The organism is Lelliottia jeotgali, from assembly GCF_977070485.1.
Genome location: NZ_CDRVFO010000013.1, coordinates 112,926 through 139,534, shown reverse-complemented (window position 1 = coordinate 139,534; position 26,609 = coordinate 112,926). Strand labels below are relative to the sequence as shown.

Annotated in this window: 21 protein-coding genes; 12 read left to right on the top strand and 9 right to left on the bottom strand. The window is 63.7% G+C overall.

The window, feature by feature from the left end:
• Nucleotides 1-46 precede the first annotated feature (46 nt).
• The gene (gene csrA / locus ACW4TB_RS19485) at nucleotides 47-235 is read left to right on the top strand and encodes a carbon storage regulator CsrA (protein ID WP_012313210.1); all 189 of its coding nucleotides are present in this window, start codon (nucleotides 47-49) and stop codon (nucleotides 233-235) included.
• A 54-nt stretch (nucleotides 236-289) separates the two neighbouring features.
• Here the strand turns inward: csrA and ACW4TB_RS19480 are convergent, their stop codons facing one another.
• The 5 genes from ACW4TB_RS19480 to mnmC all read right to left on the bottom strand — a co-directional run bounded on the left by ACW4TB_RS19480 (nucleotide 290) and on the right by mnmC (nucleotide 7,640).
• Nucleotides 290-517, bottom strand: coding sequence for a YheU family protein (locus ACW4TB_RS19480; RefSeq protein ID WP_039603187.1), 228 nt, complete (start codon nucleotides 515-517; stop codon nucleotides 290-292).
• Nucleotides 518-578: 61 nt separating this feature from the next.
• Complete coding sequence (locus ACW4TB_RS19475; protein ID WP_279931364.1) at nucleotides 579-1,763, bottom strand: osmoprotectant NAGGN system M42 family peptidase; 1,185 nt, start codon at nucleotides 1,761-1,763, stop codon at nucleotides 579-581.
• 149 nt (nucleotides 1,764-1,912) lie between these two features.
• A complete protein-coding gene (gene ngg / locus ACW4TB_RS19470) occupies nucleotides 1,913-3,658 on the bottom strand; it encodes an N-acetylglutaminylglutamine synthetase (protein WP_012313213.1) in 1,746 nt (581 codons plus the stop codon).
• 3 nt (nucleotides 3,659-3,661) lie between these two features.
• On the bottom strand, nucleotides 3,662-5,449 hold the full coding sequence (locus ACW4TB_RS19465) for an N-acetylglutaminylglutamine amidotransferase (RefSeq protein WP_012313214.1): 1,788 nt from the start codon (nucleotides 5,447-5,449) through the stop codon (nucleotides 3,662-3,664).
• 217 nt (nucleotides 5,450-5,666) lie between these two features.
• Entirely contained in the window at nucleotides 5,667-7,640 is a 1,974-nt protein-coding gene (gene mnmC, locus ACW4TB_RS19460; RefSeq protein WP_279931360.1) for a bifunctional tRNA (5-methylaminomethyl-2-thiouridine)(34)-methyltransferase MnmD/FAD-dependent 5-carboxymethylaminomethyl-2-thiouridine(34) oxidoreductase MnmC, read from the bottom strand.
• A 156-nt stretch (nucleotides 7,641-7,796) separates the two neighbouring features.
• Here mnmC and pap point away from each other — a divergent pair, with 156 nt between their 5' ends.
• Nucleotides 7,797-9,290 carry a polyphosphate:AMP phosphotransferase gene (gene pap, locus ACW4TB_RS19455; protein ID WP_455828477.1) on the top strand — a complete coding sequence of 498 codons (1,494 nt, stop codon included), beginning with the start codon at nucleotides 7,797-7,799 and terminating at the stop codon, nucleotides 9,288-9,290.
• A gap of 119 nt (nucleotides 9,291-9,409) precedes the next feature.
• Complete coding sequence (locus tag ACW4TB_RS19450) at nucleotides 9,410-10,372, top strand: DMT family transporter (RefSeq protein WP_012313273.1); 963 nt, start codon at nucleotides 9,410-9,412, stop codon at nucleotides 10,370-10,372.
• 166 nt (nucleotides 10,373-10,538) lie between these two features.
• Here the strand turns inward: ACW4TB_RS19450 and ACW4TB_RS19445 are convergent, their stop codons facing one another.
• Entirely contained in the window at nucleotides 10,539-11,933 is a 1,395-nt protein-coding gene (locus ACW4TB_RS19445) for a class II fumarate hydratase (protein WP_279931357.1), read from the bottom strand.
• A gap of 155 nt (nucleotides 11,934-12,088) precedes the next feature.
• On the opposite strand from ACW4TB_RS19445, the gene ACW4TB_RS19440 reads away from it, so the two are divergent.
• The 7 genes from ACW4TB_RS19440 to ACW4TB_RS19410 all read left to right on the top strand — a co-directional run bounded on the left by ACW4TB_RS19440 (nucleotide 12,089) and on the right by ACW4TB_RS19410 (nucleotide 19,919).
• Nucleotides 12,089-12,613: a DUF2059 domain-containing protein gene (locus ACW4TB_RS19440; protein ID WP_039602789.1), complete on the top strand. Its 525-nt coding sequence runs from the start codon at nucleotides 12,089-12,091 to the stop codon at nucleotides 12,611-12,613.
• A 10-nt stretch (nucleotides 12,614-12,623) separates the two neighbouring features.
• On the top strand, nucleotides 12,624-12,923 hold the full coding sequence (locus ACW4TB_RS19435; protein ID WP_012313276.1) for a BolA family protein: 300 nt from the start codon (nucleotides 12,624-12,626) through the stop codon (nucleotides 12,921-12,923).
• A 204-nt stretch (nucleotides 12,924-13,127) separates the two neighbouring features.
• Entirely contained in the window at nucleotides 13,128-14,060 is a 933-nt protein-coding gene (trhO, locus tag ACW4TB_RS19430; RefSeq protein WP_254467292.1) for an oxygen-dependent tRNA uridine(34) hydroxylase TrhO, read from the top strand.
• Nucleotides 14,061-14,064: 4 nt separating this feature from the next.
• Nucleotides 14,065-14,697 carry a DsbA family protein gene (locus tag ACW4TB_RS19425; protein WP_012313278.1) on the top strand — a complete coding sequence of 211 codons (633 nt, stop codon included), beginning with the start codon at nucleotides 14,065-14,067 and terminating at the stop codon, nucleotides 14,695-14,697.
• A gap of 43 nt (nucleotides 14,698-14,740) precedes the next feature.
• Nucleotides 14,741-16,522, top strand: coding sequence for an ABC transporter ATP-binding protein (locus ACW4TB_RS19420; protein WP_455843053.1), 1,782 nt, complete (start codon nucleotides 14,741-14,743; stop codon nucleotides 16,520-16,522).
• A gap of 115 nt (nucleotides 16,523-16,637) precedes the next feature.
• Nucleotides 16,638-19,094 (top strand): EAL domain-containing protein, encoded by a 2,457-nt coding sequence (locus ACW4TB_RS19415; RefSeq protein ID WP_254467293.1) that lies wholly within the window; start codon nucleotides 16,638-16,640, stop codon nucleotides 19,092-19,094.
• 39 nt (nucleotides 19,095-19,133) lie between these two features.
• Nucleotides 19,134-19,919 carry a TenA family transcriptional regulator gene (locus ACW4TB_RS19410; RefSeq protein WP_012313281.1) on the top strand — a complete coding sequence of 262 codons (786 nt, stop codon included), beginning with the start codon at nucleotides 19,134-19,136 and terminating at the stop codon, nucleotides 19,917-19,919.
• A 140-nt stretch (nucleotides 19,920-20,059) separates the two neighbouring features.
• On the opposite strand, the gene ACW4TB_RS19405 is transcribed toward ACW4TB_RS19410, so the two are convergent.
• The 3 genes from ACW4TB_RS19405 to ubiG are packed head-to-tail and all read right to left on the bottom strand — an operon-like array spanning nucleotide 20,060 to nucleotide 22,216.
• Nucleotides 20,060-20,800 (bottom strand): YciK family oxidoreductase, encoded by a 741-nt coding sequence (locus tag ACW4TB_RS19405; protein ID WP_012313282.1) that lies wholly within the window; start codon nucleotides 20,798-20,800, stop codon nucleotides 20,060-20,062.
• Nucleotides 20,801-20,843: 43 nt separating this feature from the next.
• Nucleotides 20,844-21,515, bottom strand: coding sequence for an N-acetylmuramic acid 6-phosphate phosphatase MupP (gene mupP / locus ACW4TB_RS19400; RefSeq protein WP_012313283.1), 672 nt, complete (start codon nucleotides 21,513-21,515; stop codon nucleotides 20,844-20,846).
• Between the two features lie 2 nt (nucleotides 21,516-21,517).
• The gene (gene ubiG / locus ACW4TB_RS19395) at nucleotides 21,518-22,216 is read right to left on the bottom strand and encodes a bifunctional 2-polyprenyl-6-hydroxyphenol methylase/3-demethylubiquinol 3-O-methyltransferase UbiG (protein ID WP_046787382.1); all 699 of its coding nucleotides are present in this window, start codon (nucleotides 22,214-22,216) and stop codon (nucleotides 21,518-21,520) included.
• A gap of 110 nt (nucleotides 22,217-22,326) precedes the next feature.
• On the opposite strand from ubiG, the gene mtnA reads away from it, so the two are divergent.
• Nucleotides 22,327-23,403, top strand: coding sequence for an S-methyl-5-thioribose-1-phosphate isomerase (mtnA, locus tag ACW4TB_RS19390; protein WP_012313285.1), 1,077 nt, complete (start codon nucleotides 22,327-22,329; stop codon nucleotides 23,401-23,403).
• Between the two features lie 313 nt (nucleotides 23,404-23,716).
• Nucleotides 23,717-26,488 carry a DNA gyrase subunit A gene (gene gyrA / locus ACW4TB_RS19385; RefSeq protein WP_279931347.1) on the top strand — a complete coding sequence of 924 codons (2,772 nt, stop codon included), beginning with the start codon at nucleotides 23,717-23,719 and terminating at the stop codon, nucleotides 26,486-26,488.
• Nucleotides 26,489-26,609: the final 121 nt, after the last annotated feature.

The window sequence follows — 26,609 nt, the reverse complement described above, 5'->3', positions numbered from 1 at the left end:
ATCCCCATGCAATCTCCGGTTTTCCCTGTTGCCGGAGGACCGGAACATGTTGGTCATTGGACGTGAGGTCGGCGAAGTCATCAACATTGGTGACGATATTCAGATCAAAGTGGTGGAAACACGCAACGGCATGGTGCGTTTTGGCGTCAGTGCGCCGCGTGAAGTGTCGGTGCACCGGGCAGAGGTATACAAGCGGATAAAGGCGGGGGAGAAGCGCAAGGGCAATTCGGCCTGAGGTTGAATTTACCGGCCTATTCGCGGGGTTGCCCCGCGAATAGGCCGGTACTGATCAGTCGAGCAGTTCGCGCGGCACATCATGCTTGGCCAGCAGCTGGCACTGTTGGCTTTCCGGGTCGAACAGGATGAACGCCTGGCCCTTGGCCAGCGCCTGCCGCACCCGCAGCACACGAGTTTCCAGCGGCGTGTCGTCGCCATTGTCGGTGCCGTCGCGGGTGACGAAGTCCTCGATCAGGCGCGTCAGGGTTTCGGCTTGCAAGTGTTCGTAGGGGATCAGCATGGGCGGCATTCAGTTTGGTAAAGGAATGCGCCCATGCTACGCCAAACCGGGCCGCTGCGGCTCACTCCTTGTTCCCCACCAGGCTGTCGACCGCAGGCACCCGGGTATCGCTCTCCATCTGCGCATCGTGCTCCAGCTGGTGGCTGAAGCGCTCCAGTGAGGCATTGGCCGGGTTGGAATCGCTTGCGAACACCGGCGGGCTGAGCAGGTAACCCGACAACAGGCGGCTGAGCGCGGCCAGGCTGTCGATGTGGGTGCGCTCGTAACCATGGGTGGCATCGCAACCGAATGCCACCAGCGCCGTGCGGATGTCGTGCCCGGCGGTGACCGCCGAATGGGCATCGCTGAAGTAATAGCGGAACACGTCACGGCGCACCGGCAGGTCCTGGTCGCCGGCCAGTTTCAGCAAGTGGCGCGACAGGTGGTAGTCGTAGGGCCCCGACGAGTCCTGCATGGCCACGCTGACAGCGTGTTCGCTCGATGCCTGGCCAGGTGCTACCGGGGCGATGTCGATGCCGACGAACTCGCTGACGTCCCAAGGCAGGGCAGCGGCAGAGCCTGAGCCGGTTTCCTCGGTGATGGTGAACAGCGGGTGGCAGTCGATCATCGGCTGGCGGCCACTTTCCACGACTGCCTTGAGGGCAGCCAGCAGCGCTGCCACGCCGGCTTTGTCGTCCAGATGGCGGGCACTGATATGGCCGCTGTCGGTGAACTCCGGCAGTGGGTCGAATGCCACGAAGTCGCCGATGGCAATCCCCAAGGACTCGCAGTCGGCGCGGGTGGCACAGTAGGCGTCCAGGCGCACTTCGACGTGTTCCCAACTGACGGGCATCTGGTCGATGGCGGTATTGAAAGCATGCCCGCTGGCCATCAGCGGCAGCACGCTGCCGCGGAACACGCCGGTATCGGTGAATACACTGACACGGCTGCCCTCCGCGAAGCGGCTCGACCAGCACCCCACCGGGGCCAAAGCCAGGCGGCCGTTGTCCTGCAATTGGCGCACGCTGGCGCCGATGGTGTCCAGGTGGGCCGAGACGGCGCGGTCGGGCGAGCTTTGCCGGCCCTTGAGGGTGGCGCGGATGGTGCCGCGGCGGGTCAGCTCGAAGGGAATGCCCAGTTCGTCCAGGCGTTCGGCGACATAGCGCACGATGGTGTCAGTGAAGCCGGTCGGGCTGGGGATGGCGAGCATCTCCAGCAGGACGCGCTTGAGGTAGTCAAGGTCCGGCTCGGGGTATGGTTCAGACATGGGTACTCCTCGGGTAAAGCTGTGCTCTGGCGGGCCCTATCGCCGGCAAGCCGGCTCCCACAAGGCTCATCACGGTCCATGTAGGAGCCGGCAAGGCTCATCACGGTCCATATGGGAGCCGGCTTGCCGGCGATAGGGCCGTCATGGATTCACGCCAACGCCCGGCTATGCGGGAACAGCAGGTCGACAAAGCGCTCTGCCGTTGGCTGCGGTTCATGGTTGGCCAAGCCGGCGCGTTCATTGGCCTCGATGATCACGTAGTCCGGCTGTTCGGCATCACGCACCATCAGGTCCAGGCCCACCACTGGAATTTCCAGCGCCCGTGCAGCGCGCACGGCGGCGTCGGCCAGCACCGGGTGCAGGCGCTCGGTAACATCCTCCAGCGTGCCGCCGGTGTGCAGGTTGGCGGTCCGGCGCACGGCCAGGCGCTGACCCGCAGGCAGTACGCTGGTGTAGTCGAAACCGGCATCACGCAAGGTGCGCTCGGTCTCGTCGTCCAGCGGAATGCGGCTTTCACCGCCCGTAGCGGCCTGGCGGCGGCGGCTCTGGGCTTCGATCAACTGAAGGACGCTGTGTTTGCCGTCGCCGACCACCTGTGCCGGGTGCCGAACTGCCGCTGCAACCACCTCGAAGCCGATCACCACGATGCGCAGGTCATGGCCCGGGTGGAAGCTCTCCAGCAGCACACGGCTGTCGAAACGGCGGGCGTGTTCTATGGCTTGGCTGACTTCCTCGTAAGTGGTCAGGTTCACCGCCACGCCTTGGCCCTGCTCACCATCGACCGGTTTGACCACCACCGCGCCGTGATCGTCGAGGAACGCCAGGTTGTCGTCGGCATTGCCGGCCAGTTGCTGCACCGGCACCAGCAGGCCGGCATTGTGCAAGGTTTGCTGGGTCAGGCGCTTGTCCTGGCAGAGGGTCATGCTGACCGCGCTGGTCAGGTCGCTCAGCGACTCGCGGCAACGCACCCGACGCCCGCCGAGGCTGAGGGTGAACAGCCCGCCTGCGGCGTCGTCCACCTGCACCTCGATGCCACGGCGGTAGGCCTCATCGACGATGATCCGCGCATACGGGTTCAGCCCCGCTTCAGGGCCGGGGCCCAGAAACAACTGCTGGTTGATGCCGTTCTTGCGTTTGACCGCGAAGGTCGGCAGGTTGCGGAAACCGAGCTTCTCGTACAGCCGCTTGGCCTGGCGGTTGTCGTGCAGCACCGATAGGTCCAGGTAGGCCAGACCGCGGCTCATGAAGTGCTCGACCAGGTGGCGCACCAGCACCTCACCCACGCCAGGGCGTGTGCAATGCGGGTCCACGGCCAGGCACCACAGGCTGCTGCCGTGCTCGGGGTCATCGAACGCCTTGCTGTGGTTCAGGCCCATGACGCTGCCGATCACCGCACCGCTATCTTCATCCTCGGCCAGCCAGTACACCGGCCCGCCCTGGTGGCGTGGCGTCAGCAGGTCTGGCTGCACCGGGAGCATGCCGCGTGCCTGGTAAAGGGTGTTGATCGCCTGCCAGTCGCTGGCGCTTTGTGCGCGGCGGATGCGGAAACCGCGAAACACCCGTTGCGCCTGGCGGTAGTCGGTGAACCACAGCCGCAGCGTATCGGACGGGTCGAGGAACAGCTGCTGCGGTGCCTGCGCCAGCAGCTGTTGAGGGGCCGCCACATACAGCGCGATGTCGCGCTCGCCGGGACGTTCCTGCTGCAGCGCCTCGGCCAGGCTGGCCGGGTCCGGGTAGGTGTGGCCTATCAGCAGCCGACCCCAGCCGCAGTGCAGCGCACGCGGCTGGTCGTGGGGCTCGCTGCCATCGCCGGCCAGGCGCGCCTGCAGGCGCTCGTAGGACGGCGCCTGGCCACGCAGCAGGCGCTGACCGTAAGCGGTTTCATGGGCTTTCATCGGTCAGATTCCTTGTTCGCTGAGCCACAGGTTCAGCGCCGCCAGCTGCCACAGCTTGGAGCCGCGCAGCGGGGTCAGTTGGCCATGCGGGTTGCTCAGCAGGCGGTCTACCATGGTCGGGTTGAACAGCCCGCGGTCCTGGCTGGGGTCGGTGAGCAGTTCGCGTACCCAGTCCAGGGTGGCGCCTTGCAGGTGCTTGAGGCCGGGTACCGGGAAGTAGCCTTTCTTGCGGTCGATCACCTCATGGGGGATCACCCGGCGTGCGGCTTGCTTGAGCACATGCTTGCCGCCATCGGGCAGCTTGAAGCGCGCCGGGATGCGTGCCGACAGCTCGACCAGGCGGTAGTCCAGGAACGGCGTACGGGCTTCCAGGCCCCAGGCCATGGTCATGTTGTCGACCCGTTTGACCGGGTCGTCGACCAGCATCACCGTGCTATCCAGGCGCAGCGCCTTGTCCACCGCGTCGGGCGCGCCCGGGCGGGCGAAGTGTTCGCGCACGAAGTCGCCGGCCACGTCGGTCTCCAGCAGCCACGGGGCTTGCACGGTGTCGCGGTACTCGGCATGGCTGCGGTCGAAGAACGCATCTCGGTAGGCGCCAAAGGCATCCTCGGCGCCGTCCACCTGCGGGTACCAGTGGTAGCCGGCAAACAGCTCGTCGGCACCCTGGCCGCTCTGCACGCCCTTGCAGTGCTTGGCCACCTCGCGTGACAGCAGGTAGAAGGCGATGCAGTCGTGGCTGACCATCGGTTCGCTCATGGCACGGAACGCGGCCGGCAGTTGCTCGATGATTTCGCTTTCGGCGATGCGCAGCTTGTGATGGCGGGTGCCGTAATGCTTGGCGATCAGGTCGGAGTATTGGAACTCGTCGCCGCGCTCGCCGCCGGCATCCTCGAAGCCGATGGAGAACGTCGACAGGTCATCTACGCCCACTTCCCGCAGCAAGCCGACCAACAGGCTGGAATCGACGCCGCCGGACAGCAGTACACCCACGTCCACGGCGGCGCGTTGGCGGATGCCGACGGCATCACGGGTGGCATCGAGCACACGGGTGGTCCAGCCTTCCAGATCGAGGTCGCGCTCGTCCGGATTAGGGCCGTAATGCAGCTGCCACCAGGTTTGGCGCTCGACTTCACCGTGGCGGTCGACGCGCATCCAGGTGCCGGGTTCGAGCTTCTGCACATTGGCCAGCAAGGTGCGTGGCGCCGGCACCACAGCGTGGAAGTTGAGGTAGTGGTTGAGCGCTACCGGGTCGATCATCGGGTCGATGTCGCCACCTTTTAGCAGCGCTGGCAGGGTTGAGGCGAAGCGCAGGCGCTCGCCGTTGCGCGACAGGTACAGCGGCTTGACGCCAAGGCGGTCGCGGGCCAGGAACAGGCGCTGGTTGTCGCGCTCCCAGATGGCCAGGGCGAACATGCCGTTGAGCTTGGGCAGCAAGGCCGCGCCCCAGGCGTGGTAGCCCTTGAGCAGCACCTCGGTGTCGCCGTCGGACCAGAAGGTGTAGCCCAGGTCCTGAAGCTCCTGGCGCAGTTCGGGGAAGTTGTAGATGGCACCGTTGAAGGCCAAAGACAGGCCCAGGGTGTTGTCGACCATGGGCTGAGCCGAGCCGTCGGACAGGTCCATGATTTTCAGCCGGCGATGGCCCAGGGCGATCGGGCCCAGGCTATGGAAGCCCCAGGCGTCGGGGCCACGGGGCGCCAGGTGATGGGTCATGCGCTCTACCGCGGCGAGGTCCGCCGGGCGAGGGGCTTGGTCGATGGGGGTGAAACGCAACTCTCCTGCTAATCCGCACATAGGTCCTTACCGGTTTTTCCGTTGGGGAATCAGCGCCCCGGATTAGGGCGCCTGTAAGGAACTGACCTGGTGGATTTGTGAGAGTTTTAGATCAATCCGTTATAAGCAGCACTTTGTAATGCGGCCAATTGCCGGCAAGCCGGCTGCCACAGGGTTCAGCAGCGCTGCGGATCGTGTGGGCCGGCTTGCCGGCGATTGGGCTGCACAGCAGCCCCTTTCATTTACCCCGAATCAACCTGCGCAAGCCAAACCGGTTCGGATGACATGCCTCAGCCACCGCCCGCGGCAGCGGCAACGGCTCGCCACTGACCCACGCCGCAATCAACTCGCCCGAAAGCGGCGCCGTGATCAGCCCCCGCGACCCATGCCCGCTGTTCACATACAGCCCCTCCAGCCAGGGGCAGGGCACCTCGGGCACCTGCCGCGCGTCCTTGGCCAGTACGGCATAGGCCTCGGCAAAGGCTGCAGGGTCGGCAACCGGCCCCACAATCGGCAAATAATCCGGGCTGGTGCAGCGAAATGCTGCGCGCCCCTGCAACTGCTCAGGGGCAAGCGCTGCGGTACCCAGGCGCCGGGCCAGGTCGGTGGAGATTTCATCCAGCATGGCCAGGTTGCCCTGGTGTTCGGCCACGGTCGGCGTCAGGTCATCACTATGGAAGTCAAAGCTGGCCCCCAGCGTGTGCTCCTCACCCCTGGGCGGTGCCACATAGCCCTCGGCGCAGACCACGGTAGCCAGCGCCCGGCTGGCGTCAGTCACCGGCAGGCGGGTGATCTGCCCGCGAATGCGCTTGAGCGGCAGCTGCGCACAAGGCTCGAAACGCTTCACATCAGCTGCCCCGGCCAGCACCACCACTGGCGCGCTGGCCAGCAGCCGGTCGCCGGCCCAGGCTTGCCACAGGCCATCGGCCTTGCGTAGATCGAGCACATCGTGATGGGCCAGCAGGCGAATGTTCGGGTGCTGCAGTTGAGCCTTGCACAGTGCCGGTGGGTGCACCCAGCCGCCTTCGGGGTAGAACAACCCGCCGGCAGGCAGCCCGACCCCGGCAATCGCTTCGGCTTCATTGCGCTGCACGGCACGCAGCAAGCTGCCCTCGAAGGCATCAGCGAGCCTGCCCTGGCGTTCGGCTTCCTTGCTGTCGAAGGCCAGTTGCAACACCCCGCACGCATCCCAGTCCTGGCCGCGCTGCAGTAGTTCAAGCTGGCGCCGGGTGTAGCCGAAACCGGACAGGATCATCTGCGACAAAGCCGTGCCGTGCGCGGACAGCTTGAGGTACAGCACGCCCTGGGGGTTACCGGAGGCTTCGCGGGCCGCTGCGTCGTGGCGCTCCAGTACCGTTACCTGCCAGCCGCGTGCGGCCAGGCTGGCAGCGCTGGCACTGCCGCCGAGCCCTGCGCCGATCACCAGGGCCTCGCGTGGGCCTTCAGGCGCAGTTGGCCGCGCGTACCAGGGCGCCGACATGGGGGCGTTGGGCGGGCCGGTGTACTCACCGCTCATCACCTCCCACTTTTTGCCGATGCCAGGCACCTTTTTCATGGTGAAGCCGGCTTCGATCAAGCTGCGGCGAACCCAGCCGGTGGTGGTGAAGGTGCCAAGTGCGGTGCCGGCATGGGACAGCCTGGCCAGTTGCGTGAACAGCTCGGGTGTCCACATGTCGGGGTTCTTCGCCGGGGCAAAACCGTCGAGGAACCACACGTCGATACGCGCGTCCAGCTGCGGCAGCTGCTCCAGCACATCGCCGATCAACAGGGTAAGGGTGATTCGGCCCTGGTCGAAGGTGAACTGCTGGAAGCCCTGGTGCACCGCGACGTACTGGCGCAAAAAGGGTTCGGTGAACGCAGCCAGCTCCGGCCACAGGCGCATAGCCCTGGCCATGTCGGCATGGCCCAGTGGGTACTTCTCGACGCTGACGAAATGCAGACGGGCGTCGGCGTGGGCTGTTTCGGCGAACAGCTGCCAGGCGCAGAAAAAATTCATGCCGGTGCCAAAGCCGGTTTCGCCGATCACCAGGCAGCCGTGGGGGGCCAGGTTGGCGAAGCGCTGGCGCAGGCGGGTTTGTTCGAGGAACACATGCTGGGTTTCGGCAATGCCCTCGTTGATGGCGAAGTACACATCGCCGTATTGCCGCGAATGGGGGCGGCCCTGGTCGTCCCAGTCGATCTGGGCATGCTGAAGGAGGGTGGATGCGGGCATGGCTGGTTTCGCTGGAGGTGGGGAGCTGCAAGCGGCAAGCTGCAAGCTGCAAGAAAATGCAGATGGTGGCACGGCCCGCGTTTTCTTGCAGCTTGAAGCTTGCCGCTTGCAGCCAGGATTCCGCTAATCTTGCTTATCCATTGAAGGAGCCAATGCATGTTCGAATCCGCCGAAATTGGTCACAGCATCGACGACGATACGTTTGAGGCAGAAGTGCCCGCGCTGCGCGAGGCTTTGCTCGAAGCCCAGTACGAACTCAAGCAGCAGGCGCGCTTCCCGGTGATCGTGCTGATCAATGGCATCGAAGGTGCCGGCAAGGGTGAGACGGTCAAGCTGCTCAACGAGTGGATGGACCCGCGCATGATCGACGTGCTCACCTTCGACCAGCAGACCGACGAAGAGCTGGCCCGCCCGCCCGCCTGGCGCTACTGGCGGGCGCTGCCGCCAAAGGGGCGCATGGGCGTTTTTTTCGGCAACTGGTACAGCCAGATGCTGCAGGGCAGGGTGCACGGGCAGTTCAAGGATGCGGTGCTCGACCAGGCAATCACCGGCGCCGAGCGCCTGGAGCAGATGCTTTGCGACGAAGGTGCGCTGATCATCAAGTTCTGGTTCCACCTGTCCAAGAAACAGATGAAAGCGCGGCTCAAGTCGCTCAAGGACGACCCCTTGCACAGCTGGCGCATCAGCCCGCTGGATTGGCAACAGTCGCAGACCTACGACCGTTTCGTGCGTTTTGGCGAGCGGGTGTTGCGCCGTACCAGCCGTGACTATGCACCGTGGCATGTAGTTGAAGGTGTCGACCCCAACTACCGCAGCCTGGCCGTAGGGCGCATCTTGCTGGAAAGCCTGCAGGCCGCGTTGGCCGTCAACCCCAAAGGCAAGCACCAGGGCAACATCGCGCCACTGGGCCGCAGCATCGATCAGCGCAGCCTGGTTGGCGCGTTGGACATGACACTGCGCCTGGACAAGCAGGACTACGAGGAACAACTGGTGACCGAGCAGGCTCGCCTGGCCGGCCTGTTGCGCCACAAGCACATGCGCCGGCACTCGCTGGTGGCCGTGTTCGAGGGTAATGATGCTGCAGGCAAGGGCGGGGCGATTCGCCGTGTGGCTGTAGCGCTGGACCCGCGCCAGTACCGTATCGTGCCGATCGCCGCCCCTAGCGAAGATGAGCGTGCGCAGCCGTACCTGTGGCGGTTCTGGCGGCACATTCCGGCACGCGGCAAGTTCACCATCTTCGACCGCTCCTGGTACGGCCGGGTGCTGGTGGAGCGCATCGAAGGCTTCTGCACACCGGCCGACTGGATGCGTGCTTACGGCGAGATCAATGATTTCGAGGAACAGCTGGTGAACGCCGGCGCGGTAGTGGTCAAGTTCTGGCTGGCGATCGACCAGCAGACCCAGCTGGAGCGTTTTCAAGAGCGCGAGCAGATCCCGTTCAAGCGCTACAAGATCACCGAGGACGACTGGCGCAACCGCGACAAGTGGGACCTGTATGTGGATGCAGTGGGGGACATGGTCGACCGCACCAGCACCGAGATCGCGCCATGGACCCTGGTTGAGGCCAATGACAAGCGTTGGGCGCGGGTGAAAGTGTTGCGCACCATCAATGAAGCCCTGGAAGCGGCGTTTGCCAAACACAAAAAATAGTCAGCCGCCATGCCTCAAGGGAATGACCTGATGAATTCTTTTCCCGCCTTTTTCCCCCGTTGGCAGGTAGCAAGCCTTTAGAATCGAGGCACCCCACAACGGGCTCGACCGAGGACTTTATGCACATCACATCCGGACGCCGGAGCTATGGACTGGCCCTGGCGCTTCTGACCGCACTGCTCTGGGGCATCCTGCCAATCAAACTCAAGCAGGTGCTGCAGGTGGTCGACCCGGTGACCGTCACCTGGTTCCGCCTGCTAGTGTCCGGCGGCCTGCTGTTCGCCTGGCTGGCAGCCAAGCGCCGTTTGCCTTCTTTCGGCAAGCTCGGCGCTAAAGGCAAAGGCCTGGTGGCCGTGGCCGTGTGCGGCCTGATGGGCAATTACGTGCTGTACCTGATCGGCCTCAACCTGCTGAGCCCCGGCACTGCGCAATTGGTGGTGCAGATCGGCCCGGTGCTGCTGCTGGTGGCAAGCGTGTTCGTGTTCAAGGAACGCTTCAGCCTGGGCCAAGGCCTGGGGCTACTGGTGCTGCTTGCCGGCTTCGGCCTGTTCTTCAATCAACGCCTTGAAGAGCTGCTGACCTCGTTGGGCACCTACACCACGGGCGTGCTGACCATCCTGCTGGCCACCAGCATCTGGGTGTTCTATGCCCTGAGCCAGAAGCAACTGCTGACGGTGTGGCATTCGCAACAGGTGATGATGGTGATCTACCTGAGCTGCGCCGCGCTGCTGACACCCTGGGTGCACCCTCTGGAGGCGTTGCAGTTGACGCCCCTGCAAGGCTGGCTGTTGCTGGCCTGCTGCCTGAACACGCTGGTGGCCTATGGTGCTTTTGCCGAGGCACTGGCGCACTGGGAGGCATCGCGGGTGAGCGCCACGCTGGCGCTGACACCGCTGGTGACCTTTGTTGCGGTGGCATTGGCGGCCTGGATGTGGCCTGCATATGTGCAGGCCGAAGACATCAATGCCCTGGGCTATGTGGGCGCAGTGACGGTGGTACTGGGGTCGACGCTGGTGGCCTTGGGGCCATCGCTGGTGGCCGGATGGCGGGCGAGAAGGGCGCGCCTGGCTCAGGTTGGTTGAGAGCCTGTTCCGGCCCCATCGCCGGTAAGCCGGCTCCCACAGGGATCGCGCCAGCTTTTAGAAGTTGAGCAAGACACTCCCTCAGGTTCCCACCAAGCCTGAAGACTGTGGGGTACCGGTGGGAGCCGGCTTGCCGGCGATAGGGCCATAAGTACCAGCCAATCAATCAGCCCTTGCCACCCGGTGCCAGCATGTTTTCCGGCCGCACCCACTCATCGAACTGTTCATTGGTCAGGTACTTCAATTCCAGCGCCGCCTCACGCAGGGTGTTGCCCTCGCTGTAGGCCTTCTTGGCAATCTCCGCCGCTTTGTCATAGCCGATATGCGGGTTGAGCGCGGTCACCAGCATCAGCCCGCGCTCCAGGTGCGCCGCCATCTGTTCGGCATCCGGCTCGATGCCGGCCACGCAGTGCTGCTGGAAGTTGCGGCAACCATCGGCTAGCAGCTCGATCGATTGCAGCAGGTTGTGGATGATTACCGGTTTGAACACATTCAACTGCAGGTGCCCCTGGCTGGCGGCGAAACCGATGGCCGCGTCATTGCCCAGTACCTGGCAGGCCAGCATCGACAGCGCTTCGCACTGGGTCGGGTTGACCTTGCCCGGCATGATCGAGCTGCCCGGCTCGTTGGCCGGCAGGCGCACCTCGGCCAGGCCGGCGCGGGGGCCGGAGCCGAGCAAACGCAGGTCGTTGGCGATTTTCATCAAGGCCACCGCCAAGGTCTTGAGCGCCCCCGCCAGGCTGGTCAGCGGCTCGTGGCCGGCCAAGGCAGCGAACTTGTTTGGCGCGGTGACGAACGGCAGGCCGGAGAGGGCGGCCAGTTCAGCAGCAATGGCTTCGGCGAAACCCTGCGGTGCATTGAGCCCGGTGCCCACGGCAGTGCCCCCCTGGGCCAGTTCGCATACCGCTGGCAAGGTGGCGCGGATGGCGCGCTGGGCGTAGTCGAGCTGGGCCACGAAGGCCGACACCTCCTGGCCGAAGGTGATGGGCGTGGCGTCCATCATGTGCGTGCGGCCAGTCTTGACCAGTTTATGGTGGCGCGCCGACAGCTCGGCCAGCCCCGAAGACAGTTCGGCGATCGCCGGTAGCAGTTGCTCGTGCACCGCCTGCGCTGCGGCAATGTGCATGGCGGTAGGGAAGCAGTCGTTGGAGCTCTGCGAGCGGTTGACATGGTCGTTGGGGTGCACCGGCGCCTTGCCGCCGCGGCCTTTGCCGGCGAGCTCGTTGGCCCTGCCCGCGATCACCTCGTTAACGTTCATGTTGCTCTGCGTGCCGCTGCCGGTCTGCCACACCACCAGCGGGAACTGGTCGTCGTGCTCGCCGTCGAGCACTTCGTCGGCGGCCTGCTCGATCAGCCGGGCGATGTCGGCTGGCAGGTCGCCATTGCGGTCGTTGACCCGGGCCGCGGCCTTCTTGATCAGCGCCAGAGCGTGCAGCACCGCGAGCGGCATGCGTTCCTTGCCAATGGCAAAGTTGATCAGCGAGCGTTGGGTCTGTGCGCCCCAGTAGGCGTGCTCCGGAACTTCGACCGGGCCCAGGCTGTCTGTTTCGATACGGCTCATGCTGCGTTCACTCCCTTGTCAGTCAGAATCAGCAGTTTAGGCCCCCATGCGATCGAGCGGTTCAATCGCTCGTCGTGCCACTTGAGCGCTGCCCCCTGGCGGGAGCAGAATGCTCATCTCTGAGGTACCGCCTCCCCCTCCTTGAAGGATATGCAATGACCCGTCTCCGTGCCCTCTGTGCTGCCGTCGCCCTGGCCTGTGCCAGCGGCCAGGTACTCGCTGCCACTGCCAGCCACAACGCTGCCGCCGAGAAATTCCTGACCCTGGCCAACGCTGACAAGCTGGGTACCCCGGTGTACATGCAGGTCCAGCAGATGTTCGCCCAGCGCTTCGCCCAGACCAAAGCCCCGGCCACCAAGCAGTCGGTGCTGGAGAGCTACCAGGCCAAGGCCAACGCCGCGCTGGACAGCGCCATCGGCTGGAACAAGCTCAAGCCGAAGATGGTCGACCTGTACACCCAGACCTTCACCGAGCAGGAGCTCAAGGACCTGGTCAAGTTCTACCAGTCGCCACTGGGCAAGAAAGTCCTCAGCCAGATGCCCAAGGTCACCCAGCAGTCGGCCCAGCTGACCCAGCAAAGCCTGGAACCGGCAGTACCGGTGGTCAACAAGCTGCTCGAAGACATGACCAAAGAGCTTGACCCCAACGCCGGCAAGGCCGCCGCCCCTGCCAAGAAGTGAGTAACACCCGATGACCATGCAGCAACGCATCGAGCAGCAGCTGGCCGCACTGGCGCCGCAGCACCTTGAAGTGCTCAACGAAAGCCACATGCACAGCCGTGGCCAGGAAACCCACTACAAGGCGGTGATCGTCAGCGAGCAGTTTGCCGGGCTCAACAGCGTCAAGCGCCACCAGAAGGTGTACGCCACCATGGGTGAACTGATGGGCCAGATCCATGCGTTGGCCATCCACACCTATACCAACGAGGAGTGGGCGAAGGTGGGTGTTGCACCCGCGTCGCCGGTGTGTGCAGGTGGCGGCAAGCACTGAATCCTTTTTGTCGTTCTGGTACAATTCGCAACATCCGGGGGGGCCGCTTTGCGGCCCTTTCGCGACACAAGGCCGCTCCTACAGGGGTTATGTATTCACCTGTAGGAGCGGCCTTGTGTCGCGAAAGGGGCGCAGAGCGCCCCCCAGCTTTTTGTCAAACCCGGTCCGCCCCTTACGAGGGCAACCACCTGGAGATTCAACGCAATGACCCAACCGATCGTCGTGGCGGCGCTGTACAAGTTCGTCACCCTTGAAGACTACGCAGAGCTGCGCGAGCCCTTGCTCAAGGCCATGCTCGACAATGGCGTCAAAGGCACTCTGCTGCTGGCCAACGAAGGTATCAACGGCACGGTTTCGGCCACCCGCGAAGGCATCGATGGCCTGCTCGCCTGGCTGCGCAGCGACCCGCGCCTGGTCGATGTCGACCACAAGGAATCCTACTGCGACGAGCAGCCGTTCTACCGCACCAAGGTCAAGCTCAAGAAAGAGATCGTCACCCTCGGCGTGCCGGGCGTGGACCCGAACAATGCCGTTGGCACCTACGTCGAGCCCAAAGACTGGAACGCGCTGATCAGCGACCCGGAAGTACTGCTGATCGACACCCGCAACGATTACGAAGTGGCCATCGGCACCTTCAAGGGCGCAATCGACCCCAAGACCGAGACCTTCCGCGAGTTCCCCGAGTACATCAAGGCCAATTTCGACCCCAGCAAGCACAAGAAGGTCGCCATGTTCTGCACCGGCGGTATCCGTTGTGAAAAAGCCTCCAGCTACATGCTCGGTGAAGGCTTCGAGGCGGTCTATCATCTTAAGGGCGGCATCCTGAAATACTTCGAGGAAGTACCCCAGGAAGAAAGCCTTTGGGACGGCGACTGCTTTGTCTTCGACAACCGCGTCACGGTGCGCCATGACCTGACCGAAGGCGAGTACGACCAGTGCCATGCCTGCCGCCACCCGGTCAACGCCCAGGACCGCGCGTCCGAGCACTATTCGCCAGGCGTGAGCTGCCCGCATTGCTGGGACAGCCTGAGCGAAAAGACCCGGCGCAGCGCCATCGACCGGCAGAAGCAGATCGAGCTGGCCAAGGCCCGCAACCTGCCGCACCCGATCGGTTACAACTACAAAGCCGAGGCCTGATTGCATGAATGCCCGCCTGCTCTATGTGATGGACCCGATGTGCTCCTGGTGCTGGGGTTTTGCACCGGTGGCCCAGGCCCTGATCGCCCAGGCGCGTGAAGCGGGCGTGGCCACCCGGGTGGTACCGGGTGGGTTGCGTCGCGGTGCCAGCCCGCTGGACGCCTCGACCCGCAAGTACATCCTCGAACACTGGCAGGCGGTGGCCGAGGCCACCGGGCAGCCGTTCGCGTTCGAAGGTGCCATGCCCGATGGCTTCGTCTACGACACGGAGCCGGCCTGCCGCGCCCTGGTGGCCGCCCGCGAACTGGACGCCGAGCGCGTTTGGCCGCTGCTGGCGCTGATTCAGCGTGGGTTCTACCAGCAGGGCCTGGACGTCACCACCGCGCCGCAGCTGGTCGAGCTGGCCGAGCAGGCCGGGTTCGATCGCGCAACCTTTGCCGATGCCTTGCTGCGTGCCGAAGTGCGCGCTGCCACTGCAGCCGATTTCAGCTGGGTACAGGACCTGGGGATTGCCGGTTTTCCAACGCTGCTGGCTGAACGCAACGGCCAGCTCGCCCTGTTGACCAACGGCTACCAGCCACTGCAAAGCCTGCAGCCCTTGCTTGGCCGCTGGCTACAGCAGGCCGCCTGTGCTTGACCTGCCAGGCTCGCCCGACCCGGTGCCAGGGAAGCCAGCTGCTGTGCCTGACCGGCTGAGCTGGGCGCAAATACGCCGCTTGGCACTGCACCACAAGAAGCACCTCTGGGCCGCCAACCTGGTGGCCGTGCTGGCGGCCTGCTGCAGCGTGCCGATTCCGCTGTTGCTGCCCTTGCTGGTGGACGAAGTGCTGCTGGGCCACGGCGATGGCGCTTTGAAGTTCATGAACCACCTGCTGCCCAGCGGTTGGCAGGTGGCGGCCGGGTATATCGGCCTGATGCTGGTCGTTACCCTGTGCCTGCGCGTGGCCGCGCTGGGGTTCAACGTGGTGCAGGCCAAGCTGTTCGCCGGCCTTGCCAAAGACATCGTCTATCGTCTGCGCATCCGTCTGATCGAGCGGCTCAAGCGTATCTCGCTCAAGGAGTACGAAAGCCTGGGCAGCGGCACCGTGACCACGCACCTGGTCACCGACTTGGAGACCCTCGACAAGTTTGTCGGCGAAACCCTGAGCCGCTTCCTGGTGGCCATGCTGACCCTGACCGGCACGGCGGCGATCCTGATCTGGATGCACTGGCAGCTGGCTTTGCTGATCCTGTTGTTCAACCCGTTGGTGATCTACTTCACCGTGCAGTTGGGCAAGCGCGTCAAACACCTTAAAAAGCTCGAAAACGATAGCACCTCGCGGTTCACCCAAGCGCTGGCCGAAACCCTTGATGCCATCCAGGAAATCCGCGCCAGCAATCGCCAGGGTTACTTCCTCGGCCGCCTGGGCCTGCGTGCCCGCGAAGTGCGTGATTACGCCGTGGATTCGCAATGGAAAAGCGATGCCAGTGGCCGTGCCAGTGGCCTGCTGTTCCAGTTCGGTATCGATATCTTCCGTGCTGCGGCGATGCTCACGGTGCTGTTTTCCGACCTGTCGATCGGGCAGATGCTGGCCGTGTTCAGCTACCTGTGGTTCATGATCGGCCCGGTCGAGCAGTTGCTGAACCTGCAATATGCCTACTACGCCGCCGGGGGGGCCTTGAGCCGGCTCAACGAGTTGCTGGCGCGTGCTGACGAGCCTCAATACCCGGCTGCCCGCGACCCGTTCGCCGGCCGTGAAACGGTTGGCATCGAGGTGCGCGACCTGCGCTTTGCCTATGCCGACGAGCCGGTGCTCGAGCACCTGGATCTGTCCATCGCTGCGGGCGAAAAAGTCGCCATTGTCGGCGCCAGTGGCGGCGGCAAAAGTACCCTGGTGCAGTTGCTGCTGGGCCTGTACAGCGCCCAGGCCGGGACTATCCGTTTTGGCGGTGCCAGCCTGCAGGAAATCGGCTTGGAGACCTTGCGTGAAAATGTGGCAGTGGTGCTGCAGCACCCCTCACTGTTCAACGACACGGTACGCGCCAACCTGACCATGGGCCGTGATTGCACGGACGATGCCTGCTGGCAGGCGCTGCGCATCGCCCAGCTGGACGCCACCATTGCCGCCTTGCCGCAAGGGCTGGACAGCGTGGTTGGCCGCTCTGGTGTGCGCCTGTCCGGCGGCCAGCGCCAGCGCCTGGCGATTGCCCGCATGGTCCTGGCCGAGCCGAAGGTGGTGATCCTCGACGAGGCCACTTCAGCGCTGGACGCCGCCACTGAGTACAACCTGCACCAGGCTCTGGCGCGTTTCCTCAGTGGCCGTACCACATTGATCATCGCCCACCGCCTTTCGGCGGTGAAGCAGGCCGACCGTGTGTTGGTATTCGATGGCGGGCACGTAGCCGAGGATGGCGGGCACCAGCAGTTGATCGCCGAGGGCGGCTTGTATGCCAAGCTGTACGGGCATCTGCAGCAGACTTGATCCAGCTGCAGGTTGCAGCTTGCAGCTCAAAATTCCCTCCACACAGATGGCAGATGGCCTACGCTGAGCTTGTCTGGGTTGATTCGAGCCTTATCTGCTCTGTGACAGGGACTTCATGAAGGGACATCGCACACTAGAGGCGCCAAGGCTGCTGGGTATCATCTGGCCCTTCGTCGCCGTTGTAGTCTTCCAGGTCCTGCTGGGCAGCCTCAGCCTTTACGCGCTTTCGGCTGTGCGTGCCTATGTCGCCGGCGAAAGCCTGTGGTCCAAGGCCCAGAAAGACGCTATCTATTACCTGAACCTGTATGCCGAAACTGGCGATGAGCGCACCTACCAGCGCTATCGCCAGGTCATCACTGTGCCCCACGGTGACCGGCAGATGCGCGAGGTGCTCGACCAGCCTGATCCAGACCTTGACGTCGCGCGCCAAGCCGTACTGCAAGGCGGCAATCACCCCGACGACGTCGACCGCATCATCTGGTTCTACCGCAATTTCAGCCAGATCAGCTACGTGCAGGCGGCGATCGCCTACTGGAATGTCGGTGATGATTTCCTCAACCAGCTGGATGTGCTGGCCAACGAGATGCGCGAGGGTTTTGCCAAAGGCCAGGTCGGGCCGCGCCAGGTCAGCCAATGGCGCGCCCGCATCGTCGCTATCAATGAAGGCGTGACACCGGCGGCCAAAGCCTTCAGCGATGCCCTGGGTGAAGGGTCGCGCATGCTGTTGCGGGTGTTGTTGGTCACCAACCTGCTCACCGCACTGTTTCTCATCACCTTTGCCTGGCGCCGTTCGAGCAAACTGCTGGCCCAGCGCCAGGCCTTCGCCAGCGCCCTGCAGGAAGAAAAGGAGCGCGCACAGATTACCCTGCAGGCGATTGGCGATGCTGTGATCACCACCGATGTCGATGGCAGCATCGGCTACATGAACCCGGCGGCCGAGCAGCTTACCCATTGGCAGGCAGGCCAGGCCCTGGGGCTGCCGTTGACAGCACTGTTCAGCCTGGTGGACGAGCAGGCCCAGAACGACAGCAGCACCCTGCTCGAACAGGTGCTCAGCGGCAGCCTCAAGGGGGGCGCCGAGCATGCACGGTTGATCCAGCGCCTGGATGGCAGCACGGTTGCGATCAACCTGGTGGGGTCGCCCATCATCAGTGACGGGCAGGTGGCTGGCATTGTCCTGGTGCTGCATGACATGACCCAGGAGCGCCAATACATAGCCAACCTGTCTTGGCAGGCTACCCATGACGCGCTGACCGGCCTGGCCAACCGCCGTGAATTCGAGTACCGCCTGGAGCAGGCACTGAACGACCTGGTGCGCCAGGGCGGGCGGCATTCGCTGATGTTCCTTGACCTCGACCAGTTCAAGCTGGTCAACGATACCTGTGGGCATGCCGCCGGTGACGAATTGCTGCGGCACATCTGCGCCGTGCTGCAATCGGTGCTGCGCGAAGGCGATACCCTGGCGCGGCTGGGGGGGGATGAGTTTGGCGTGCTGCTGGAAAACTGCCCGGGCGAACAGGCCGAGCGCATTGCCGAAAACCTGCGCCAGGCGGTGCAAAGCCTGCACTTCGTATGGAAAGGCAGGCCGTTCGTCACCACTGTGAGTATCGGCCTGGTGCACATGGCACAAGCCCCGGCCACGCTGGAAGCCTCCCTGCGGGCAGCGGACATGGCGTGCTACATGGCCAAGGAGAAGGGCCGTAACCGCATCCAGGTCTACCATGCCGATGACAGTGAACTGTCGATGCGGTTTGGTGAAATGGCCTGGATACAGCGCCTGCACGTCGCCCTGGAGGAGAACCGCTTCTGCCTGTACGCCCAGGAAATCGCCGCACTCACCGCCCTTGAAGGGCAGGGGCATGTCGAGATTCTGTTGCGCCTGCAGGACGAAAGCGGCCGCACCATCCTGCCTGACAGCTTCATCCCGGCGGCCGAGCGCTATGGCCTGATGACCGCTATCGACCGCTGGGTGGTGCGCAATGTGTTTCAGGTCATTCGCCAGTGCCTGGATGAGGGGCGCGAGGGCCCGCTGTCGATGTGTGCCATCAACCTGTCGGGCTCGAGTATCGGTGACGACAAGTTCCTGGAGTACCTGCAGCGCCTGTTCGTCGAATATTCGATTCCGCCACGGCTGATCTGCTTCGAGATCACCGAGACCAGTGCCATTGCCAACCTCGGCAGTGCCATCCGGTTCATCAATGAATTGAAAGGGCTGGGTTGCAAGTTCTCGCTGGATGACTTTTGTGCCGGAATGTCGTCATTCGCTTATTTGAAACATTTACCCGTCGACTTCTTGAAGATCGACGGAAGTTTTGTCAAAGATATGCTTGATGATCCGGTCAACCGGGCCATGGTCGAAGTCATCAATCACATCGGCCACGTCATGGGTAAACGGACCATTGCCGAGTTCGTTGAAACTCCGTTGATCGAGCAGGCCTTGCAGGAGATCGGCGTGGACTACGCCCAGGGCTATCTGATCGAAAGACCGCAGGTATTCACTTGCGACAGCCTGCAGCGCCAACGGATTGCCGCACGGCCCCTGCTGCATCGGGCGCCTGGAACCTTTCGCTGAAGTAGCGTTGGTAAATCACAGGGATCAAGGAGCTGAAAAGTGATTGATGCATTCGTCCGTATCGGGCCTTTGATGGACCCGGCCAGTTACCCTCAATGGGCCCAGCAACTGATCGAAGATTGCCGCCAGAGCAAGCGTCGGGTGGTGGAGCATGAATTCTACCAGCGCCTGCGCGATGGCCAGCTGCGCCAAGCCACCATTCGCCAGTACCTGATCGGTGGCTGGCCGGTGGTTGAGCAGTTTTCCTTGTACATGGCCCACAACCTGACCAAGACCCGCTATGCCCGCCACCCGGGCGAAGACATGGCGCGGCGCTGGCTGATGCGCAATATCCGCGTGGAGCTCCACCATGCCGATTACTGGGTGCATTGGTGCCATGCCCATGGCATTCACCTGCACGAGCTGCAGTCCCAGGAAGTGCCCGTCGAGCTCAATGGCCTCAATGACTGGTGCTGGCGAGTGTGTACCACCGAGTCGCTGGCCATTGCCATGGCTGCTACCAACTATGCCATTGAAGGGGCGACGGGTGAGTGGTCGGCGGTGGTCTGCGCTGAAGACACCTACGCCATGGGCTTCCCGGAGGACCAGCGTAAACGCGCCATGAAGTGGTTGAAGATGCATGCGCAGTATGACGACGCCCACCCGTGGGAGGCGTTGGAGATCATTTGTACGCTGGCTGGCGAAAACCCGACCCTGGGGCTGCGCAATGAGCTGCGCAAGGCGATCTGCAAAAGTTATGACTGCATGTACCTGTTCCTGGAACGGTGCATGCAGCTGGAAGGCCGCCAGCAAGGGCGCCTGCGCCCGACCTTGGCTGCTGGCTGAATGCCTGGGGCTGCTTTGCAGCCCTTTCGCGACACAAGGCCGCTCCTACAGATTTGATGCCGGATTCAACGGCACCGCTATCCTGTAGGAGCGGCCTTGTGTCGCGAAGGGCCGCAAAGCGGCCCCATCGGTTTCAAGCCCTACTGAGCGTTGAAGGCCTGCCCGTTCACCCCGGTACTGTCCGGCCCCATCAGGTACAGGTACACCGGCATGATCTCTTCAGGCAGCGGGTTGTTCTGCGGGTTCTCGCTCGGATAGGCCTGGGCCCGCATCGCCGTGCGGGTAGCCCCCGGGTTGATACTGTTGGAGCGCACCGGCGCCACACCTTCCAGTTCGTCTGCCAAAGTCTGCATCAGGCCTTCGGTAGCGAATTTGGACACGCCATAAGCGCCCCAGTAAGCCCGGCCCTTGCGCCCGACACTGCTGGAGGTGAACACCACCGAGGCGTCCTCCGACAGCTTGAGCAGCGGCAGCAGGGTGCTGGTGAGCATGAACGTGGCATCGACGTTGATGTGCATCACCCGCATGAAATTGTCGCCCGAGAGCTGCTCGAGCGGGGTGCGCGGGCCGATGATCGAGGCATTGTTGAGCAGGCCGTCCAGGCGGCCGAACTGTTCCTCGACCATCGCAGCCAGTTCGTCGTACTGGTGGGGCAGGGCGGTTTCCAGGTTGAACGGGATCACCACCGGCTGCGGGTGGCCGGCGGCCTCGATTTCATCGTAGACCTCGTTCAGGTTGGCTTCGGTCTTGCCCAGCAGCAGCACAGTGGCGCCCAAGGCGGCATAAGCCTTGGCGGCGGCTGCACCGATGCCACGGCCAGCGCCGGTGACCATGATGACGCGGCCCTTGAGAAGGTCGGGGCGGGCGGTATAGTCGAACATGCGTTTGTCCTTGAGTTGAAGCTTGCAGCTTGCCGCTAAAAGATCAGCACCCGCACAGGGCGCTGTCGAGCACCTTGCGCAGTTCCAGCGGGTGGTCCACCACCACGTCGGCGCCCCAGTTGTTCGGGTTGTCTTCTGGATGAATATAGCCGTAGCGCACGGCCGCCGTGCGGGTGCCGGCATCGCGGCCCGACTCGATGTCGCGCAGGTCGTCGCCGACGAACAGCACGCTGGCCGGGTCCAGGTTCAAGGTCTTGCAGGCCAGGATCAGCGGCTCCGGGTCGGGCTTGCTGTTTTTCACGTGATCCGGGCAGATCAGCAGTGCAGAACGCTCGGCCAGGCCAAGGCGCTGCATGATCGGCTCTGCGAAGCGGACCGGCTTGTTGGTCACCACGCCCCACAGCAGGTTGCCCCGCTCGATGTCGGCCAGCAATTCGCCCATGCCGTCGAACAGCTTGCTGTGCACCGCGCAGTCACGCTGGTAGCGCTCGAGGAACTCCAGGCGCAGGGCCTCGAAACCCTCGTCCTGCGGGCTCATGGCGAAGGTCGCGGCGACCATCGCCCTGGCACCGCCGGAAATCACGTCGCGGATCAGCTTGTCGTCGATGGCCGGCAGGCCGCGCTCGGCGAGCATGGCCTGGCAAATGGCGATGAAGTCCGGCGCCGTGTCGAGCAGGGTGCCGTCCATGTCAAAGAGTACTGCTCGCAAACGCATGCTCATTCCTCGCGCAGTGTCTGGATCATGTAGTTGACGTCCACATCGCTGCTGAGCTTGTAGTGCTTGGTCAGCGGGTTGTAGGTCAGGCCGATGATGTCCTTGACCTCAAGGCCGGCCACGCGGCTCCAGGCACCCAGCTCGGAAGGGCGGATGAACTTCTTGAAGTCGTGGGTGCCGCGCGGCAGCATCTTGAGGATGTATTCGGCGCCGATGATGGCCAGCAGGTAGGCCTTGGGGTTGCGGTTGATGGTCGAGAAGAACACCTGGCCACCCGGCTTGACCATGCGGTAGCAGGCGCGGATGACCGAAGACGGGTCGGGCACGTGCTCGAGCATTTCCAGGCAGGTGACCACATCGAACTGCTCGGGCATTTCTTCAGCCAGGGCCTCGGCGGTGATCTGCCGGTACTCCACCTCCACGCCGGACTCCAGCTGGTGCAGCTGGGCCACGGCCAGGGGCGCCTCGCCCATGTCGATGCCGGTGACGGTGGCGCCACGCAGGGCCATTGCCTCGCTGAGGATGCCGCCGCCGCAGCCTACGTCCAGCACCTTCTTGCCGGCCAGGCTGACGCGCTCGTCGATCCAGTTGACGCGCAGCGGATTGATATCGTGCAGCGGCTTGAACTCGCTCTCGCGGTCCCACCAGCGGTGCGCCAAGGCTTCAAACTTGGCGATTTCGGCGTGGTCGACGTTGCTCATTGAACAGTCCTCTGAAACTTCTACGAATTGCGCCGGAGTATACCCGAGCGCCCAAGGCTGTTGGTCGCTATAATCGTCCGCTTTTGATATGCGAAAGTCAGGGAGAGGTGATGCGCGAGCGACTTATGGCGGCGGAGAAGGTGACCGGTATCCGGTGGCACCACGGCGCCTTGCACCTGCTCGACCAGCGCCTGCTGCCTTCGCAAGAACGCTGGCTGGCCTGCGACAATGTCGCGCAGGTGGCGGCGGCGATCCGCGATATGGCCGTGCGGGGTGCGGCGGCCATCGGCATTGCTGCCGCCTATGGCCTGGTGCTTGCCCTGGAAGAGCGCCTGGCCGAGGGTGGCGACTGGGAAATGGACCTGGAAGAGGACTTCCTCAGCCTGGCCGAAGCGCGGCCTACGGCCGCCAACCTGTTCTGGGCACTCAACCGCATGCGTGATCGCCTGCAGCGCCTGCGCCCCGGCGAGGATGTGCTGGCAGCGCTGGAGGCCGAGGCTGTGGCCATTCATGAAAGCGACCGTGAGGCCAACCTGACCATGGCCCAGCAAGGCATCGAGCTGATCCGCCGCCACCAGGGTAGCGAGCAGGCCCTGCTGACCTACGGCAACGCCGGTGCCCTGGCCAGTGGAGGCTTCGGTACGGCGTTGGGGGTGATCCGCGCAGGCTTTCTCGAGGGTATGGTCGAGCGCGTCTATGCCGGCGAAACCCGGCCCTGGCTGCAGGGTTCGCGCCTTACCGCCTGGGAGCTGGCCAACGAAGGCATTCCGGTAACCCTGTGTGCCGATTCGGCGCTGGCCCACCTGATGAAGAGCAAGGGCATTACCTGGGTGGTGGTCGGCGCCGATTGCATAGCCGCCAACGGTGACGTGGCGAGCAAGATCGGCACCTACCAGCTGGCGGTGAACGCCATGCACCATGGTGTGCGGTTCATGGTGGTGGCGCCCAGCACCAGCATCGATCTCAATCTGGCCACGGGTGAAGACATCCCGCTGGAAGAGCGTGATGCCGACGAATTGCTGGATTACGCCGGCACCCGCGTGGCGCCGCAGGTGGAGGTGTTCAATCCGGTGTTCGACGTGACTCCGGCTGACCTGATCGATGTGATCGTGACTGAGAAAGGTGTCATCGAGCGCCCGGATACAGCCAAACTGGCGCAATTGATGTGCCGCAAACGCCTGCATTGATCGTTTGGGGTGGGGTGGGAGAGGGAGTGCGGGAGGTCGAGCGCCGGCAATACGGCATCAGCGCCAATCACGTCAACAATTCCCACAAAACCCCCTCCACCCCCTGCGCCATATCTCCCCACCGCTACTGCCTTTGTGATAACATCCGGCAGTTTCCAAGACCGCCCATGACGGCGGCCTTCATTGCGCAGATCCATGTTACAACTCATTGATTTGTCGTAAGTCGTCGCACCCTTATGCGCTGCGGCGGCGAGCTTCGTTCGGCCCTTGATGGAGCTGCGAAGTTTCACCAGAAAAAGGAATCAGGCTTCTCATGGGCGAACTGGCCAAAGAAATCCTCCCGGTCAATATCGAAGACGAACTGAGACAGTCTTACCTCGACTACGCGATGAGCGTGATTGTCGGGCGAGCGCTGCCCGATGCACGTGACGGCTTGAAGCCCGTGCATCGTCGCGTTCTCTTTGCGATGAGCGAACTGGGCAACGACTGGAACAAGCCGTACAAGAAATCCGCCCGTGTGGTCGGTGACGTGATCGGTAAGTACCACCCGCACGGCGATACTGCGGTCTACGACACCATCGTGCGTATGGCCCAGCCATTCTCGCTGCGCTACCTGCTGGTCGACGGCCAGGGCAACTTCGGTTCGGTCGACGGCGACAACGCCGCGGCGATGCGATACACCGAAGTGCGTATGGCCAAGCTGGCCCACGAGCTGCTGGCCGACCTGCATAAGGAAACCGTCGACTGGGTGCCCAACTACGACGGCACCGAGCAGATCCCGGCGGTCATGCCCACCCGTATCCCCAACCTGCTGGTCAACGGTTCCAGCGGTATCGCCGTGGGCATGGCGACCAACATTCCGCCGCACAACCTCGGTGAAGTCATCGACGGCTGCCTGGCGCTGATCGACAACCCGGAAGTCACCGTCGACGAGCTGATGCAGTTCATCCCCGGCCCCGACTTCCCGACTGCCGGCATCATCAACGGCCGCCAGGGCATCATCGAGGCGTACCGTACCGGCCGTGGCCGCATCTACATGCGCGCGCGCTCCGAGATCGAAGACATCGACAAGGTCGGTGGCCGCCAGCAGATCGTCGTCACCGAACTGCCGTACCAGCTGAACAAGGCGCGCCTGATCGAGAAGATCGCCGAGCTGGTCAAAGACAAGAAGATCGAAGGCATCACCGAGCTGCGCGATGAGTCCGACAAGGACGGCATGCGCATCGTCATCGAGCTGCGCCGCGGCGAGGTGCCGGAGGTGGTGCTCAACAACCTCTATCAGCAGACCCAGCTGCAGAGCGTGTTCGGCATCAACGTGGTGGCACTGATCGACGGCCGCCCGCGCGTGCTCAACCTCAAGGACCTGCTCGAAGCGTTCGTCCGTCACCGCCGTGAAGTGGTCACGCGCCGTACCGTATTCGAGCTGCGCAAAGCCCGTGAACGTGGCCATATCCTTGAAGGCCAGGCGGTCGCGCTGTCCAACATCGACCCGGTCATCGCACTGATCAAGGCTTCGCCGACGCCGTCCGAAGCCAGGGAAGCGCTGATTGCCACTGCCTGGGAATCCAGTGCCGTGCAGGTCATGGTCGAGCGCGCCGGCGCCGATTCCTGCCGCCCTGAAGACCTGCCGGAACAGTACGGCCTGCGTGATGGCAAGTACTACCTGTCGCCGGAACAGGCCCAGGCGATCCTCGACCTGCGCCTGCACCGCCTGACCGGCCTGGAGCACGAGAAGCTGCTGGCCGAGTACCAGGAAATCCTCGAGCAGATCGGCGAACTGATCCGCATCCTCAGCAGCGCCGAGCGCCTGATGGAAGTGATCCGCGAAGAACTCGAAGCGATCCGCGCCGAATACGGCGATGCGCGCCGCACCGAGATTCTCAACGCCAGCCACGACCTCAACTACGGCGACATGATCCCGGAAGAAGAGCGCGTGGTGACCATCTCCCACGGTGGCTATGCCAAGACCCAGCCGTTGTCCGCTTACCAGGCCCAGCGCCGTGGCGGTAAAGGCAAGTCGGCGACCGGCGTGAAGGACGAGGACTACATCGAGCACCTGCTGGTCGCCAACAGCCACGCCACCCTGCTGCTGTTCTCCAGCAAGGGCAAGGTGTACTGGAAGAAGACCTACGAGATCCCTGAGGCATCCCGCGCCGCGCGTGGCCGCCCGCTGGTCAACCTGCTGCCGCTGGAGGAGGGTGAGCGCATCACCGCCATGCTGCAGATCGACCTCGAGGCCCTGCAGCAGAGCGCCGATCCGGATGAAGAGCTGGAAGACGGCGACGAGGGCGTGATCGAAGGCGAAGTGGTCGAGGCTGAAGAAATCGACGAAGAAGAGGGCGACACCCCTGAATGGGTGGCTGAGCCGACTGGTGCGTACATCTTCATGGCCACCGCTTCCGGTACCGTCAAGAAAACCCCGCTGGTGCAGTTCGCCCGTCCGCGCTCCAATGGCCTGATCGCCTTGAAGCTGAAGGAAGGTGACACCCTGATTGCCGCAGCAATCACCGACGGCGCCAAGGAAGTAATGATGTTCTCCGACGCCGGCAAGGTGATCCGCTTCGCCGAGAGCGTGGTACGCGAAATGGGCCGTACCGCCCGTGGTGTGCGCGGCATGAAACTGGGCAAGGGGCAGCAGATCATCTCGATGCTGATCCCGGAGTCTGGTGCGCAGATCCTTACCGCTTCCGAGCGCGGCTTCGGCAAGCGTACGCCGCTGTCCAAGTTCCCGCGCCGCGGCCGTGGTGGTCAGGGCGTGATCGCCATGGGCACCAAGGGGCGCAATGGCCTGCTGATCGGTGCTATCCAGGTGCAGGAAGGTGAAGAGATCATGCTGATCTCCGACCAGGGCACGCTGGTGCGCACACGGGTTGGCGAGGTATCCAGCCTGAGCCGTAACACCCAGGGCGTGACGTTGATCAAGCTGGCTGCAGACGAAACGCTGGTAGGCCTGGAGCGTATCCAGGAGCCTTCCGAGGAAGAGCTCGACGAGCTGGTCGGGACGGACGAGGAGGGCGTGGAGCTCGATGCGCCGGAAGCGGCGGACGATGACAATGCGGGCGCCGAAGAGGCACCGCAAGAGTAAGCAAACGCAACAATCCGAACGGGGCGACCAAGGTCGCCCCGTTTGACTGATTACAGCAGGCAATAGCAGGACCTGCCTTTTGTAGGGGCGGCCTTGTGTGGTGAAAGGGTCGCCTGGCGGT